At 62.5% G+C, this 15,128-nt stretch carries 16 protein-coding genes and 1 tRNA gene; 12 read left to right on the forward strand and 5 right to left on the reverse strand.

Going from position 1 to position 15,128, the window contains the following annotated elements; genetic code table 11:
- Nucleotides 1-471 carry a nuclear transport factor 2 family protein gene (locus TQ38_RS09365; protein WP_043973206.1) on the forward strand — a complete coding sequence of 157 codons (471 nt, stop codon included), beginning with the start codon at nucleotides 1-3 and terminating at the stop codon, nucleotides 469-471.
- Between the two features lie 560 nt (nucleotides 472-1,031).
- Here TQ38_RS09365 and TQ38_RS30565 read toward each other — a convergent pair.
- Complete coding sequence (locus tag TQ38_RS30565) at nucleotides 1,032-1,322, reverse strand: MucR family transcriptional regulator (RefSeq protein ID WP_205316022.1); 291 nt, start codon at nucleotides 1,320-1,322, stop codon at nucleotides 1,032-1,034.
- Nucleotides 1,323-1,718: 396 nt separating this feature from the next.
- Here TQ38_RS30565 and TQ38_RS30905 point away from each other — a divergent pair, with 396 nt between their 5' ends.
- Nucleotides 1,719-2,111: a helix-turn-helix domain-containing protein gene (locus TQ38_RS30905; protein WP_240197846.1), complete on the forward strand. Its 393-nt coding sequence runs from the start codon at nucleotides 1,719-1,721 to the stop codon at nucleotides 2,109-2,111.
- An 88-nt stretch (nucleotides 2,112-2,199) separates the two neighbouring features.
- Here TQ38_RS30905 and TQ38_RS09380 read toward each other — a convergent pair whose 3' ends face one another.
- Together TQ38_RS09380 and TQ38_RS09385 are read right to left on the reverse strand one after the other, a co-directional pair.
- Nucleotides 2,200-3,348, reverse strand: coding sequence for a site-specific integrase (locus TQ38_RS09380; RefSeq protein ID WP_043973200.1), 1,149 nt, complete (start codon nucleotides 3,346-3,348; stop codon nucleotides 2,200-2,202).
- Nucleotides 3,349-3,534: 186 nt separating this feature from the next.
- A tRNA-Ser gene (locus TQ38_RS09385) sits at nucleotides 3,535-3,624 on the reverse strand.
- A 235-nt stretch (nucleotides 3,625-3,859) separates the two neighbouring features.
- On the opposite strand from TQ38_RS09385, the gene TQ38_RS09390 reads away from it, so the two are divergent.
- The 10 genes from TQ38_RS09390 (at nucleotide 3,860) to mazG (ending at nucleotide 12,972) form a co-directional block, all read left to right on the forward strand.
- Complete coding sequence (locus tag TQ38_RS09390) at nucleotides 3,860-4,816, forward strand: lytic transglycosylase domain-containing protein (RefSeq protein WP_205316106.1); 957 nt, start codon at nucleotides 3,860-3,862, stop codon at nucleotides 4,814-4,816.
- The gene (locus TQ38_RS09395) at nucleotides 4,800-5,861 is read left to right on the forward strand and encodes an SPOR domain-containing protein (protein WP_043973195.1); all 1,062 of its coding nucleotides are present in this window, start codon (nucleotides 4,800-4,802) and stop codon (nucleotides 5,859-5,861) included. Before TQ38_RS09390 ends, TQ38_RS09395 begins: the two co-directional genes overlap by 17 nt.
- A gap of 63 nt (nucleotides 5,862-5,924) precedes the next feature.
- Entirely contained in the window at nucleotides 5,925-7,082 is a 1,158-nt protein-coding gene (locus TQ38_RS09400; RefSeq protein ID WP_043973193.1) for a D-alanyl-D-alanine carboxypeptidase family protein, read from the forward strand.
- On the forward strand, nucleotides 7,079-7,729 hold the full coding sequence (gene tmk / locus TQ38_RS09405) for a dTMP kinase (RefSeq protein WP_043973192.1): 651 nt from the start codon (nucleotides 7,079-7,081) through the stop codon (nucleotides 7,727-7,729). Before TQ38_RS09400 ends, tmk begins: the two co-directional genes overlap by 4 nt.
- Complete coding sequence (locus TQ38_RS09410; RefSeq protein WP_043973191.1) at nucleotides 7,726-8,694, forward strand: AAA family ATPase; 969 nt, start codon at nucleotides 7,726-7,728, stop codon at nucleotides 8,692-8,694. Before tmk ends, TQ38_RS09410 begins: the two co-directional genes overlap by 4 nt.
- 93 nt (nucleotides 8,695-8,787) lie before the next feature.
- Nucleotides 8,788-10,347 carry a methionine--tRNA ligase gene (metG, locus tag TQ38_RS09415; protein ID WP_043973188.1) on the forward strand — a complete coding sequence of 520 codons (1,560 nt, stop codon included), beginning with the start codon at nucleotides 8,788-8,790 and terminating at the stop codon, nucleotides 10,345-10,347.
- Nucleotides 10,347-11,138, forward strand: a complete 792-nt coding sequence (locus tag TQ38_RS09420) for a TatD family hydrolase (RefSeq protein ID WP_043973186.1) — start codon at nucleotides 10,347-10,349, stop codon at nucleotides 11,136-11,138. The genes metG and TQ38_RS09420 overlap by 1 nt, the downstream gene beginning before the upstream one ends.
- On the forward strand, nucleotides 11,135-11,917 hold the full coding sequence (locus TQ38_RS09425) for an MBL fold metallo-hydrolase (RefSeq protein ID WP_043973184.1): 783 nt from the start codon (nucleotides 11,135-11,137) through the stop codon (nucleotides 11,915-11,917). The genes TQ38_RS09420 and TQ38_RS09425 overlap by 4 nt, the downstream gene beginning before the upstream one ends.
- On the forward strand, nucleotides 11,914-12,099 hold the full coding sequence (locus TQ38_RS09430; protein ID WP_043973183.1) for a hypothetical protein: 186 nt from the start codon (nucleotides 11,914-11,916) through the stop codon (nucleotides 12,097-12,099). The genes TQ38_RS09425 and TQ38_RS09430 overlap by 4 nt, the downstream gene beginning before the upstream one ends.
- Nucleotides 12,100-12,192: 93 nt before the next feature.
- Nucleotides 12,193-12,972 (forward strand): nucleoside triphosphate pyrophosphohydrolase, encoded by a 780-nt coding sequence (gene mazG / locus TQ38_RS09435; RefSeq protein WP_043973182.1) that lies wholly within the window; start codon nucleotides 12,193-12,195, stop codon nucleotides 12,970-12,972.
- A gap of 52 nt (nucleotides 12,973-13,024) precedes the next feature.
- Here the strand turns inward: mazG and hflX are convergent, their stop codons facing one another.
- Complete coding sequence (gene hflX / locus TQ38_RS09440; protein ID WP_240197847.1) at nucleotides 13,025-14,434, reverse strand: GTPase HflX; 1,410 nt, start codon at nucleotides 14,432-14,434, stop codon at nucleotides 13,025-13,027.
- Between the two features lie 27 nt (nucleotides 14,435-14,461).
- Nucleotides 14,462-15,067, reverse strand: a complete 606-nt coding sequence (gene hfq, locus TQ38_RS09445; RefSeq protein ID WP_043973181.1) for an RNA chaperone Hfq — start codon at nucleotides 15,065-15,067, stop codon at nucleotides 14,462-14,464.
- Between the last annotated feature and the right edge of the window lie 61 nt (nucleotides 15,068-15,128).

Consider the following 15,128-nt stretch of genomic DNA (forward strand, 5'->3'; position numbering starts at 1 on the left):
ATGGAAACCCCACGCCCACCGCTGCCGCCATTCACGCTGGAGACGGCGACTGAAAAGGTGCGCCTCGCCGAGGATGGGTGGAACAGCCGCGATCCCGGTAAAGTTGCTTTGGCCTACACGTTCGACAGCCAATGGCGGAACCGCGCCGAAATCGTGAAAGGCCGCGAGGCGATCGTCGCCTTTCTGACGCGCAAATGGCAGCGAGAACTGGATTACCGGCTCATCAAGAAACTGTGGGCGTTCAGCCACAACCGCATCGCCGTCCGCTTCGCCTACGAATGGCATGACGACAGCGGCAACTGGTTCCGATCCTACGGCAACGAGAACTGGGAGTTCGACGACACTGGCCTCATGCGGCGGCGCCTAGCCTGCATCAACGATGCGCCTATCGCAAACGAGGATCGGCTATTTCACTGGCCCCTCGGTCGCCGGCCCGACGACCATCCAAGTTTGGAGATGCTGGGGCTTTGAGATTCCATGGACGACCTGTCACTCCACCAATCAAGCAAAACTGCGGCTGATTAAGATGTGGGTTTTCGAGTGGTGGGATAAGATGACTTCCGACGACAATTTGCTACCTCACAGCGTCTGGGATTGATGTCTCGGATTTCCGAGACCGACAATCACGATTGTCCCAGCGTCAGTCACTCATCTGAGCTCGTGTAGCCTCGCGCGAATAGCAGCTATCCCAAGCGCCGACCCCGAAGCGGACTTTCTGGCATGTCCCAAAGCCGGGCCTTCCTGCAGCCCTGCAGACACACAAAAAACAATCGAAGACATCATGGGAGAAGGCATAAGTTCTAAGCCGCCTCGTCCCTGTCGGCACGATCATCGGCCGCTGTGCTTTCACTTAACTCGTTGATCGCAGCAAACCAAATGCCTCAGCTAGCCAAAAGACAATAAAAGCCGCTGCAGAGCCAACTGAGGCGTGTCACTCAGACCTCGGCAAAAGCTCGCGTCAGGAGCCAGGTACGATATCCGACCTGCGACGGCCACCGCCTTCTTCAGGCGGAGCTTGCGCGCAGGCTTCTTCAACTCTTCTTTCGGCTTGCGGCCAATCCCGATCTTGTGCCCGAGGTCACGCGCTTTGGAGCATACTCGGCCGCCACCATGGGATAATCACGCGGGAGGCCAAACGTCTCCCGGTAGCTTTGCGGCGTGTAGCCATTCAGCGAGAGATGACGCTTGAGCATTTTGTAGGGCTTGCCGTTGATCATGCTGATCAGGCGATCGGCTTTGACCGACGCCCTGGGGGAGACGGCACCCACCGGATTTGCTGGTTGCTCGTCCGCAGCAGGGGCTCCCGTTGCCTGCAGGGCCAAGAACACAATTTAATGAGCGAACTCAGCGCTTCCGGTGCGACGAAGTTGTGGCTGACATGCGCAGCGACGATGTCTCCGGTCAAAGCGATCACATTGCCGGTGTCGACGGCCAATGCAGGCTACTGATGTAAAATGCCGCACCGCCGAATGCCTCGTTGCCCGGACCCTGTCGAACCGCGACCATTTGGCCTTGGATTACCATTCGTCGAGCGGCGAAACGACCTACGTAGCCCAGTTAAGCGCCGAACCATGGCCGACAAATTACGCCATGCCTTGTTTTTGCACGCCGCTCTGCGACGAGGTAGCGAGACCCCTCGCACGCCCCAACCATCCGGGGATACAAGGTCCGCAACCCGCCTGCAACGCGGATTTGCACTTTGGAAATGGAGGAAGAACTTGCGGACGAGCGACTTCAAGCGGTATGCTTCGCTACCCACGGATAAACCCCTGCAGCCCACAATCGAGCACCTGCGGGGGACAGCCAATGTGGGGCCCGCGAATGAGTTTCTGCGGACGGGCTCAGCCCGCACCAGTCATCCACCGTCATTCAAGGCGGTGTCGGTAAGAATTCCAACTGCCGCCGCGATGCTGGGTATTGGAAAGACCAAGCTGTACGAGCTGATTTCCACCGGTGAAATCGATATGATCAAGATAGGCAAGGTCTCACTCATTGCCGTGAACGCTTTGGAAGCGTTCGTCGAAAGACAACGGCGTACGAACGATACGCCGCGGTGCCGTCCTGCCAGCCGAGGTCGTCCTCGCAAATCCTTCACCGAATTGATCCGCTGAGGAGATCGGGCAGATCGCAATCGTCGTTACCGCTGAAGGCGTCAAACCGCTGCGGCAATGAGGATCAATCGCTTTCAGCCCATCGGTGTCACGAGCAGCAGTAGTCTGCCCAGTCCTGCATCAGCACCTGCCGCTTTTTGAAGAAATCCGTTCGCAGATAGGCAGCCTTGGTCTTGTCCCCGACGCTGTGAGCGAGGGATGCCTCCGCCACCGCTTCCGCCACATCCGTCTCTTCCGCCGCCCAGTCGCGAAAACTGGATCGGAACCCATGGACGGTTACCCCGTGGCCCATGCCGCGAACCAGCTGCAGAAGCGCCATATCCGACAAGGCCTTTCCAGATCTGGAGTTCGGGAAAACGAGGTCGTTGCCGTCAATGCGAAGCGCGCGGGCCCGGCGAAAAACGTCAGCCGCCTGCGCAGAAAGCGGGACGACATGCTCGACCCTCATCTTCATCCGATCTTCCGGGATCGTCCAAAGCGTAAGATCCTCATCAAACTCGGACCAGGTGGCCAAGCGAAGTTCTCCGGAGCGCACAGCTGTCAGGATCACGGCCTCTAGCGCCAGGGTGCTCGCGCAGGCGACTTTTGCCCTTAGTTCGACAATGAACTGCCTGACCTGTGTATGCGGTAGTGCGGCGAAGTGCCCCTTCTTTCTGGATTGTCGAGGAAGCCCTTTCGAGATCGAGCGCATGGGCGCTTCGGTCTCGCGAAGTCCGTTAGCATAGGACCAATCCAGCACGGTGCCGATCCTCTGGCGCACTCGGCGCGCCGTCTCCGGAATATCGAGCCAGATTTCCGCCAGGGCATCGCGAATCAGCGGCCCGTCGATCTTGTCGACCTTCAGCTTCCCGAGCTTCGGGTAGGCGTAAAGCTCAAGGGTCTTGAGCCACTGCTTGGTGTGCTTGCCGTTCTTCCAGCTTTTCAACATCTCGGCGTGCACCGACTTGGCTGCCTGCTTGAACGTTGGAATCACCCGCGTGACCTTGCGGCGCTCTTCGAGAGGGTCGATCCCCGCAGCCGCCAGTTTTTTGGCTGCAGCGGCCTCCAGACGGGCCGTGCGAACGGGAATATGCCTGGCGTCACCAAGGCCGATGTCGCGCCGGGTCCCGTTCACTTGGATACGCAGCACCCAGCTCTTGCCGCCGGATGGCGACACTTTGAGATAGAGCCCTTCACCGTCCGGATATCGGCCGGGATCAGCGAGCTCTTTGATGATCGTTGCGGTGAGCTTTCCCATGGCCACGAATCTACCACCGAATCGCGCTTATCTGAAGCCCCTCGCTCGGCTCCAGTCCCACACCCAGTCCCACATTTGTTTTCGGACGACGCCGAGTGAGGGCGGTCGACGTTGAACAATTGCCCTTGATTATCGGGCGTTTAGGCCAATTTTCCGGTCAGTGGCGAATGTCAGCGAAGGGGTTGTTGGCGGACAGGGTGGGATTCGAACCCACGGTGAGCTTCCACCCACGGCGGTTTTCAAGACCGCTGCCTTAAACCACTCGGCCACCTGTCCGCTCGGGTTTGCGCATAGCTCAATGTGGCGCGGGCGCAAGAGGGGCAATGCGAACCTTGTGTTCATCGTTGAAGGGCGCTGCATATGCGATGGCTGTCCACGGGTGAGCGCGGTGCCCCATTTGCAACCAGTGCGCTTTGTGCGAAGTTCCCTTGTAATGACCTTCAGATCCCTTCTGCGTTCGCTGCGTATTCCCTCCATGGCGCTTGGCCTCATCCTGGTGCCGATGCCCGCGATGCAGGTATCCGCCCAATCGGAAAGTTTTCCTGCCTATCTCCAGCAGGTTGCCTCCCGTGCCCGTAGCCAGGGGGTGAGTGAAACGGCGATCGGCAGCGTCCTGAGCGGGCTGACGCCAAACGAGCGGGTCATCGCTCTCGACACCGCACAGCCCGGTCGGCAGACCGCGCCGCCCGCGCTTGCCCCCTACATCTCGCAGCATGTCGGCAGCTCGATCATCGGCCGGGGGCGCGCGCGCTATGCCTCGCTGGCCTCGATCTCTGCACAGATTGAGCGGCGCTACGGCGTGCCCGCGCCGATCCTCTTCGCGATCTGGGGGCACGAGACCAATTTCGGCAGCTATACCGGAGACTTCGACCTTGCCCGCTCCCTTGCGACGCTGGCGTGGGAGGGGCGCCGCCGCGCTCTGTTCGAAGGTGAACTGATCGCGCTGATGAAGATGGTCGACCGGGGCGTGCCGCGCTCGCAGCTCAAGGGCAGCTGGGCCGGGGCTTTCGGCTATCCGCAGTTCCTGCCGAGCGTCTACTTGCGCCTTGCAGCAGACGGCGATGGCGACGGGCGGGCCGACATCTTCACCAGTTCGGCCGATACTCTTGCCTCGATCGCCAACTATTTCCGCGATGCCGGATGGCGTCCTGGCCAGCCCTGGGGCGTGCGCGTCGGTATACCCGCCGGGTTCAACGTCGACAGCTACGCGACCAAGCTGGCCGCTGCCAGCTGCGACAGGGTCCATGCCCGCCATTCGCAGTGGAAGACCGTCTCGCAGTGGCGCGCTCTCGGCATCTCTCCGCAGGGCGCGATCGGCGGCAATGTCCTCACGTCGCTGTTCCAGCCCGATGGACCGGGCACGCCGGCATATCTGTTAACCGGTAATTATCGGGTTATCCTCCAGTACAATTGCTCGAACTACTACGCCATGTCCGTGGGGTTGCTTGCAGATGAGATTTCCCGTTAACCACGCCCTGCCGCTTGCGGCGCTGATCCTGCTGGGAGCCGCTGGCGGCGCCGGTGCCGCAGACCGGAGGCAACCGCCGCCCGATGTGCCGGTAACGGGCCCGGCTGCCGATTACCCCGTGGTGGTGGGCGAGCCTTTCACCATCGGCAGCACTGTGTGGACCCCTGTAGACCAGCTCAATTACGACGCGGTCGGCACGGCCATCGCGGGTGAGGGCGCGGGCGTCAGCGGCGCACACAAAACCCTGCCGCTGCCCTGCTATGTGGAAGTGACGGCGCTCGATTCCGGGCGAACGATCCTTGTGCGGCTGGAACGCCGGGGCCCGATGACCAACGACGCACTGGTGGAACTTTCGCCCGATGCGATCGCGCAACTGGGCTTGCCTGCGGGCGGGCGCGGTTCGGTACGCGTGCGCCGCGTCAATCCGCCTGAGCAGGAACGTGCGCTGCTGCGCAGGGGCGGGCGCGCTCTTGACCGGATGGAGACGCCGGAAGGGCTGCTGAAGGTCCTGCGCCGAAAGTTGGCCGACCAGTTGCCGTTGCTACCTCCGCCGTCCACCCCGCCGATACCTCCGTCCTTGCCTGTCGGTGAGACGGCATCGCCGCTCAAGCCCGCGCCGGTGAAGACCGCGCCAGCGAAGAGTGAACCGGCGCCGCGACCGACTGCCAAGCCGCCGGTCGCGGCGCCGTCAGTGCAGCCTCCCAAACGACCCGCACCGGCTGGGCCTAAGCTCCCTACAGAGCCCACGGCAAGCAGCACTGCGGCGCCCAAACCGTCAGCGCCCAAGCCGCCAGTGGCCAAGCCCCAGGCCGCCGGTCCGACCGCCACTGCCGCGAAGGGATCGTTCCTCGTCCAGGTCGCTGCATTCTCGTCCGAACCTTCTGCGCGCAAGATTGCCGGGCAGCTTGGCGCAAGTGTCTCACAAGCCGGAAAATTCTGGCGCGTCCGCCTCGGACCTTACGGCAACCGTGCACAAGCTGCTCAGGCGCTGGAGAAGGCAAAGGGTGCAGGTTATAGGGACGCACGAATCCAGAGCGCGGAGTGACCTTCATGGCTCCCGCGCGATAGAAAGCCAGGCGTCCGGTGGACGCGCGGGAGAATACGGGTCTTGAAGTCCAGTCTGAATGCTCTGAAGCTCGTCCTTGCCGCCGCGCTGCCCGCCAGCGCCGCCGGGGCCGCCGTTCCCACGCCGCCAGCCCAATTGGCGCCGATCCCGGTCAGCATCCTTGTTGACCTCGGATCGGGCCAGGTTCTGGAACAGCGACACGCGGACACGCCTTTTCTGCCCGCTTCGGTGACAAAGGTGATGACCGCCTACGTCGCCTTCGAGGAGATCGGGGCAGGTCGTCTCAGCATGGACCGCAAGTTCAACGAACGGCCTGAGACGGAGCGGGAGTGGTTCGCGAAAGGTACGAATATGTACCTGACAACGAAGGATTTTCCTACAACGCGCGATCTGCTGCACGGCATCATGACCGCATCGGCCAACGACGCGGCGGTCGTGTTGGGCGAAGGCTATGCGGGCAGCGTTGCGGGATGGGCGGCGAAGATGAACGACGCCGCTCGCCGGCTCGGCATGACGCGCAGCCATTACAATACGCCGAACGGCTGGATGGACGGTGGCAACACTTACGTCACCGCCAGCGATCTGGTTCGGCTGGCCGATGCGATGATTACCCGCTACCCCGACCTTTACCGGGAGTTTTCCGGCCACAAGCGCTGGCTCTGGCGTGATGTCGTCATGCGCAGCCATGACCCGACGGTAGGCGTGGTGCCCGGTGCGGACGGCATCAAGACCGGCTACACCCGCGAGGCGGGCTATAATTTCCTCGGCACTGCCGAGCGTGGCGGCCGCCGCCTCGTCATGGTGCTGGCCGGCTCACCGCTGCCCAAGGTGCGCGATGATGCTGCGAAGGCGCTCCTCGAATGGGGTTTCGCCGCGTGGGATACGCGCCATCTGTTCGATCAGGGGCAGACCGTGGCGCAGGCGCGCATTCAGGGCGGAGACGCGCGCACGCTGCCGCTCGTCGCCAACCGAGAGGTTCATGCCACCATTGCGCGCGGCAGCCAGCCGGGCATCACGCTTGCCGTCCACTATCGCGGTCCAATCGTGGCCCCGGTCCGCAAGGGTGAGCAGGTGGGCGAACTGGAGATTCGGGTCGCCGGCCTCGCGCCGGGCCGCGTGCCGCTCTACGCCGGACGCGACGTTGGCAAGGCCGGTACGCTGGACAGGCTGTGGAACGGGTTTATCAACCTCTTCACATGACGCAGGGAAAATTCATCGCGCTCGAAGGCGGGGAGGGGGCTGGCAAGTCCACGCAGGCTCGCCTGCTGGCTAACGCCCTGCGCGCACGGGGACTGGAAGTCGTGACCACACGGGAGCCGGGCGGCACGGCGGGGAGCGAGGCCATCCGCGCACTGCTCCTCAACGGTGTCGAGGGCGATCAGGGCGAAAGCTGGAACCCGCGCGCAGAGGCGCTGCTGTTCGCCGCTGCCCGTTCGGACCACGTCCACCGCCTGATCCGCCCGGCACTGGCGCGCGGCGCCTGGGTGATCTGCGACCGTTATCTCGATTCGAGCCGGGCCTACCAGGGCGGCGGCAGCGGACTATCCGACGCCGATATCGGCCTGCTCCACCAGATCGGCAGCGAGGGCCTCCTGCCCGACCTTGCCTTGCTGGTCGAAGTGTCTCCCGAAGTCGCGGTCCAACGTCTTGCTCTGCGCGACACGGACGGGTCGGACCGCATCGGCGGCCGTAACAGCGCTTACCACGCCCGCGTCGCCAGCGCCTTCTCGGCTTTTGCCAAGGCGGAACCGGAACGATTCGCCCGCATCGACGGAAACGGCGACCCGCAATCGACCCACGCACTCGTACTCGCCGCGCTCGAAGCGCTGCTGGCCGGGGGCACATGAACGCTGCTTTTATCGGCCAGGACGCGGCGTGGCAGGAATGGTTGTCCGCGATCGCCTCAGAGCGGATGCACCACGCCTGGTTGCTGAGCGGCGCCAAGGGACTGGGCAAGCGCGCCTTCGCCCGCGCCGCTGCCGCTCAGCTGGTCCGCATCCCGGGCCAGTCGGTGCCCGAGGTCGATGGCCATCCCGATGTCCTGATCCTCGAACACCTTCCCGCCAACGACGACGAGGCGAAGAAGAAGGCCGAGGGCAAGCCGTACCAGACCAAGCGCAACATCACGGTCGATCAGGTCCGCGCGATGATCCGCCGTCTCGTCACCAAACCCACGCTTGGCGAGAAGCGGGCGATCATCATCGATCCGGCCGACGACATGGAGAAGGGCGCCGTCAACGCCCTGCTCAAAGCGCTGGAGGAGCCGCCGTTCGGCACTTACTTCCTGCTGCTGACGCACCAGCCCGGGCGCCTGCTGCCGACTGTCCGCTCGCGCTGCCGTGTCCTGCGCTTTGCTGCGCTGGGCGCGGAGGAACTGGACACAATGATCCAGCGGGGCGCGCCGCAGACGGATGCCGCCGCGCGCGCTGCCGCCATCGCCGCATCACACGGCTCGCCCGGCGTCGCGCTCGATTTCGTCGAACATGACCTTGGCGGCATTCACCGGCTGATGCTGCGTATTCTTCACGAGGGCGACGCCCAATTCCATTTGCGCGGGCTGCTTGCCGACGAGATGGGCGCCCGCCCGGCCCGCGACCGACAGATCGCTACGCTGGAACTGGCGCGCTCGGTGCTGGTCCACCAGCTTCGGGATGCTTCCCGCACCCGGCAGATGAAAATCATCGAAGCACATGGCATCCTGACAAAGCTGTCGACCCAAGCATCGACTTACAATTTCGACGCCGGACTCCTTATAATGGAAATTGGCGGGTTGCTGGCCTCGGCCGCGATGCCTAGAGAAGCGGCTCGCTAGCGTATTTTTGCGAAGGGCCGAATGATGCGGCACCTTCTTCAGAAAATACATGAGCTTTGAACATTAAACATCAGATAGAAAGCGCGACGCCGCATGGGCGAGCCCTATTACATCACGACTGCGATCAGCTACCCCAACGGTAAGCCGCACATCGGCCACGCTTACGAGGCAATTGCTGCCGACGTCATCGCCCGCTTCAAGAAGGCGGAAGGTTTCGACGTGCGCTTCCAGACCGGCACGGACGAGCATGGCCTGAAAATGGCCCAGAAGGCCCGCGAACTAGACACAACGCCGGCCGATCTCGCGACGGAAATGTCGCAACATTTCCACGACATGTGCGATACTCTTAACATCGGATACGATGTTTTCATCCGCACTACCGAACCGCGCCACCACGCTGCGACGCAGAAACTGTGGAAGCGTATGGAGGCTGCCGGCGACCTCTACCTCGACCGCTACGAGGGCTGGTACTCGGTGCGCGACGAAGCCTACTACGACGAAAGCGAACTCGTCACAGGCGAGGGCGGCGAAAAGCTGTCTCCCCAAGGCACGCCAGTTGAGTGGACCGTCGAGGAATCTTGGTTCTTCCGCCTTTCGAAGTATCAGGACAAACTGCTCGATCTCTACGGATCGAGCGATTTCATCCGTCCGGACAGCCGCAAGAACGAGATTTTGCGCTTCGTGGAGGGCGGCCTGCGGGATCTCTCGGTTTCGCGCACCAGCTTCGACTGGGGCATCAAGGTGCCCGGCAGCGACAACCATGTGATGTATGTCTGGGTGGATGCCCTGACGAACTACATCACTGGCCTGGGCTTCCCCGACGAGGACGGCGATTACGCGAAATTCTGGCCCGCAGACCTGCACCTGATCGGCAAGGACATCGTGCGTTTTCATACGGTCTACTGGCCGGCCTTCCTGATGAGCGCGGGGTTGCCTATGCCGAAGCAGGTCTTTGGCCACGGCTTCCTGCTGAACCGAGGCCAGAAGGAATCGAAGTCGCTGGGCAACGTCACCGATCCGATCGGGCTGGCTGAAACCTTCGGCGTAGACGCGGTGCGCTACTTCCTCTTGCGCGAAGTCGCGTTTGGCCAGGATGGTTCGTGGTCGCACGAAGCGATCGTAACGCGCGCGAACGCCGAACTAGCCAACAGCTTCGGCAACCTCGCGCAGCGTAGCTTGTCCATGATTTTCAAGAACATGGACGGCGAAGTTAAGGCCGACTTACCGGAAACCGAAGCCGACGCCGCGCTCTTCGCCGCTGTCACCGAAGGCATTGCCGGACTGCGCTCCGCTTTCGATGCGCTCGATTTCAGTAACGGCCTCGATGCCTGGATGCGGGCAGTCTTCGCCTGCAACCAATACGTGGACGAACAGGCGCCCTGGACCCTGCGCAAGACCGACCCGGCGCGCATGGAAGCCGTGCTGATGACGCTTTTCAGAGCCGTGCGCGACCTTGCCATCGCCGTGCGCCCCGTGGTGCCCGCATCGATCGACGCCTTGCTCGACCAGATGGGCATCGCTGCCGAAGCGCGCGATTACGCCGCTCTGGCCGACAAGGGCTGGTTTGCTGCACTGGTTGCCACGGGGTACAAGGTCGACAAGCCCGTGGGCGTCTTCCCGCGCCTTGAAATGCCGGAGGTGGCAGCCGTCTGATGCTGATCGATTCGCACTGCCATCTCGAATACGAGGGCCTCGTCGAGGACCAGCAGGCCGTGCTCGCACGTGCCCGTGAAGCGGGAATTGCCGGGTTCCTCAACATTTCGACGCGGCAGCGCGAATGGGACCGCGTGGTGGCAACCGCCGCGCGTGAGCGAGACGTATGGGCGTCGATCGGCATCCATCCCCACGAAGCCGATCAGCACGCTGATCTGGGCGAGGGCGCTTTGCTTGAAGCCGCCGACCACCCCCGGGTGATCGCCATCGGCGAGACCGGACTTGATTACTATTACGATAAGTCCGACCGCGCTGTGCAGCAGGCATTGTTCCGCACTCACATCACCGTGGCGCGCGAAACCGGCCTGCCAATCATCATCCACACGCGCGATGCCGAGGACGATACCGCCAGTATCCTGGAGGATGAAATGGGGAAGGGGGCGTTTCCGGCCCTGATCCACTGTTTCACCGCCAGCGCTGAATTCGGCCGTAAAGTGCTCGAGCTCGGCCTGACGATCAGCATTTCCGGCATCGTAACTTTCAAGAATGCCAAGGACCTGCAGGAGGTTGTGAAGGTCGTTCCCGAAGATCGCCTGCTGGTGGAAACCGATGCGCCGTTCCTGGCACCGATCCCGCATCGTGGCCGCAAATGCGAGCCGGCGTTCACCGCCGACACTGCGCGCTTCGTGGCAGCCCTGCGGGGGGTGACTCTGGAACAACTGGGCGAAACCACCACGCGCAATTTCTTCGGCCTGTTCACCAAGGCAGCTTATGCGGACAGCCCCGCGTGAAGCTGACGATCCTCGGTAGCGGCACGTCCACGGGTGTACCGCGTCTGGGCGGCGAGGACGGCAAGGCCGATTGGGGCCTGTGCGATCCCGAGGAACCGCGCAACCGCCGCACCCGTGTCGCCATTATGGTCGAAAGCGATGCCGGGTCGCGCATCCTGGTCGATACTCCCACGGACTTGCGTGCGCAGCTTCTGGCGAACGAATTCCACCGCATCGATGCGGTGTTCTGGACCCACGATCACGCCGACCACTGCCACGGCATCGACGACCTGCGCCCGCTGCGCTACGGCCGTGCCGGGCCGATCCCGGGCTTCGCCGCATCGGAAACGGTGCGCAGGCTGCGCCAGCGTTTCGGCTACGTCTTTGCAGGCCAGTTCGGTTATCCGACGTTGGTTTCACTGGATAATCTTGACACGCTGCGACTGTGTGAAGGTTTTCGGGTAGGCCATACCCAGATGCCGCACGGCCCGGCTGAATCGACAGGCCTGCTTTTCGATGCTGACGGAAAATCAATCGGTTACGCGACGGACTTCAGCGAGATTACAAAGGGCATGGTAGATTTGTTCTACGGCTGCGACGTGCTTGTCATCGACTGTCTGCGCCGTGAACCGCATCCGACCCATTCGCATTTGGCGATGTCGCTTGAGTTGGCCGCCGTCTGCCGGGTTGGTACAGCAGTACTGACGCATCTCGACAAGAGCATGGACTATGCGACGCTGAGCGCGCAGGTTCCAGAAAATGTTCATATTGCCTACGACGGGTTGGTGATCACGCCATGAGCCAGACGGCCATGATCATGTCGGTTATCTCATTGATCGGTTGCCTGATCCTGGTGACCCGCAATTCGCAGCTTCGTTCGCTTGGTACGGGCAAAACAATGCGACTGGTGGCGATATGGGCGGTGATAATCGTCGGGCTCGTGCTGGTCATCCAGTTGTCTGGCTTCAGGATACAGCCTTGACCGCGCTCCTCGCCGGACGTAAATTTAACATAAGATATATTATCGGTTTCATCTAGACTGACAGAAACAGCGTCTTCGAATTGGCAGGAACAGATGACCGACACCCGACATCAGCAAATCGACCGCCTCCTTGCTATCATGGCTCGCCTGCGTGATCCGCAGACGGGCTGCGAATGGGACCGCGAGCAGACTTTCGCCACGATCGCCCCGTACACGATTGAGGAAGCATACGAAGTCGCCGAAGCCATTGCCCAGGCCGATCTTGCATCGCTCCGCGATGAACTCGGCGATCTGCTGCTGCAGGTCGTATTTCATGCCCGCATGGCCGAGGAGCTTGGCCATTTCGCCTTTGCCGACGTTGCTTCTGCGATTTCGAACAAGCTGGAAGCACGTCATCCGCACATCTTCGGCGACGACGTGTCGGGCGATGCGCAGACCGAGCGTTGGGAAGCAATCAAGGCTCAGGAGCGCGCTGCCAAGGGTGCGACCAGCGCCATAGACGGCGTGGCGCTTTCGCTTCCGGGTTTGATGCGGGCGGAAAAGCTGCAGAGGCGCGCAGCGAGAGTGGGCTTCGACTGGCCTGACCCCAGCGGTGCCGCCGACAAGGTCCGCGAAGAAATGGCGGAACTGGATGAAGCCTCGGCGGCGGACAAGCTCGAGGAAGCGGGCGACCTGCTATTCGCAGCGGTCAACCTCGTGCGCCTGAACGGTATCGCGCCTGAGGACGCCCTTCGTGCGGCGAACACCAAGTTCGAACGGCGTTTCCGGGGTATGGAGACCTTGGCAGCAGGCGACGGAGTTGATTTCGCCGGCCTGTCACTCGAGGAACAGGAAGCCTACTGGCAGGCAGTCAAACGGGCCGAAAAGGCTTGATTTGAAGTGAGCCGCCCTCCCCATCGTCTTGCGACAGGGAGGGCTCGGGACTTCAAAGTGACGTAAAACGACCCAGTTCGCGTTCGGAAAGACGGGCCTGGATGCGCAGCAGCGGCCCCTCCTCGCCTTCACCTGCATCTTCCTCGGCCACGACTTCGCCGCGGGCATGGAGGAAGGCAAGGCGCTGGCCATCGGCTGCCGGGATCACGAAGCTGTAGACTTTCGAACCCAGCGTCAGCGTGCGGCTGACGACCGCGAGCATGTTTTCACAGCCCTCACCGGTGAGCGCCGACACGGGAATGATCGTCTCGCCGTCACGGTGAGACATCGCCTCGCGCAGCGCTTCGATCTGCTCGGGATCCAGCAGGTCCCACTTGTTCCAGACTTCGATGATCGGGATCAGGGGGGCAGGCCCCTCCTCTTCCTCGTCGTCGCGGCCCCAGCCTATGACGCGGTCATCCTGTTCCTTGCGGCGCAGGGCCCGCTCGTCGATCTTCGGCTCCATCACGCCAAGGTCGGCAAGAATGTCGAGAACCTGACGTTTCTGGGCTTCGGTATCGGGATTGGCCATGTCACGCACGTGCACGATGACGTCGGCGGCCGTCACTTCTTCCAGGGTCGCGCGAAACGCGGCAACGAGCTGGGTCGGCAGGTCCGAGATGAACCCCACGGTGTCCGACAGGATGGCCTTTTCAAGACCCGGCAGGCGAACCGCGCGCATCGTCGGGTCGAGCGTGGCGAAGAGGAGATCTTCCGCCATGACCTCGGCGCCGGTCAGGCGGTTGAACAGCGTCGACTTACCGGCATTGGTGTAACCGACGAGGGCGACAATCGGCCAGGGCGCCTTCTCTCGCCGGTCACGATGCAGGCCGCGCGTGCGGCGGACCTGTTCCAGTTCGCGGCGGATTTTGGCCATACGGTCGCGGATCAGGCGGCGATCTGCCTCGATCTGGGTTTCGCCCGGGCCGCCAAGGAAGCCGAAGCCGCCGCGCTGACGCTCAAGGTGGGTCCAACTGCGCACGAGGCGACCAGCCTGGTAATCCAAGTGGGCAAGTTCGACTTGCAGCCGGCCTTCCGCCGTCGCCGCGCGTTCGCCGAAGATCTCCAGGATCAGGCCAGTGCGGTCGATGACCTTGCGCTTGAGCTTTTCTTCGAGGTTGCGCTGCTGGATCGCGGTGAGCGAGCCATCGACGATGATAAGCTCGGCTTCGTTCAGTGTGCAGGCGACCGAGATGTTCTGGATCTGGCCTTCGCCGAACAGCGTGGCGGCGCGCGGTTCGCGGATGACGATGGCCATCGCTTCGACCACTTCCAGCCCGATCGCAAGGGCGAGGCCTTTTGCCTCTTCCAGCCGTGCATCCACATCAAGGTCGGACATCTGGCCCCGAGGGCCACGCATTTGCGGATAAACGACGAGGGCACGCGCACCGCGCGTGACCTCGTCCATAAGTTCGTCGTTCAAATCAGTTCAGCTTCCAGAGTCGCGACGTCAATCGTCGGCTTCCTCATGCGCCTGAAGGTCGACCGGAGTCACGGGCTGAATCGTCGAAACGGCATGCTTGTAGGCAAGCTGCACGTAACCTTCGCGTTCCAGCAGCATGCAGAACAGGTCATATGCTGCAACGCGGCCCTGAAGCATGACGCCGTTGATGAGGAACATGGTGACCTGCACGCCGGCGTTGCGGATGCTGGAAAGGAACACGTCCTGCAGGACGCGCAGCTTCTTGGCGTTTTCCGAGCCGTTCGAGAACTGGCGCGCATCGACCGGGGTCGACGGCATGATCGTCGAGATCGCATGTTTGTAGACGAGCTGCGACTGACCGTCGCGGCGCAGCAGGATCGAGAAATTGTCGAACCAGGTGACGATGCCCTGGAGCTTGACGCCCTTGACCAGGAACATGGTGACCGGGGTCTTGTTCTTGCGCAGGAGATTGAGGAACTGGTCCTGAAGGTTCTGTCCCTTGCCGGCTGCGGGCGCGGCCGGTGCCGAGGTGCCGGCGCTTACCGGAGCTACGGCGTTTACAGCAACTTCAGCCGGCTCATCGCCAGGTGCTGGCGCGGGCTTGGGACGCGCCGTGAGAGTTCGACCAGCCATTGTATTCTCCTTCTTTTTGGCGGCCGCTTATGCGGTCCGCGATCTGGCGCCAGATTGCTGG

Origin of the sequence: Novosphingobium sp. P6W (assembly GCF_000876675.2) — a bacterium.
GTDB lineage: Bacteria > Pseudomonadota > Alphaproteobacteria > Sphingomonadales > Sphingomonadaceae > Novosphingobium.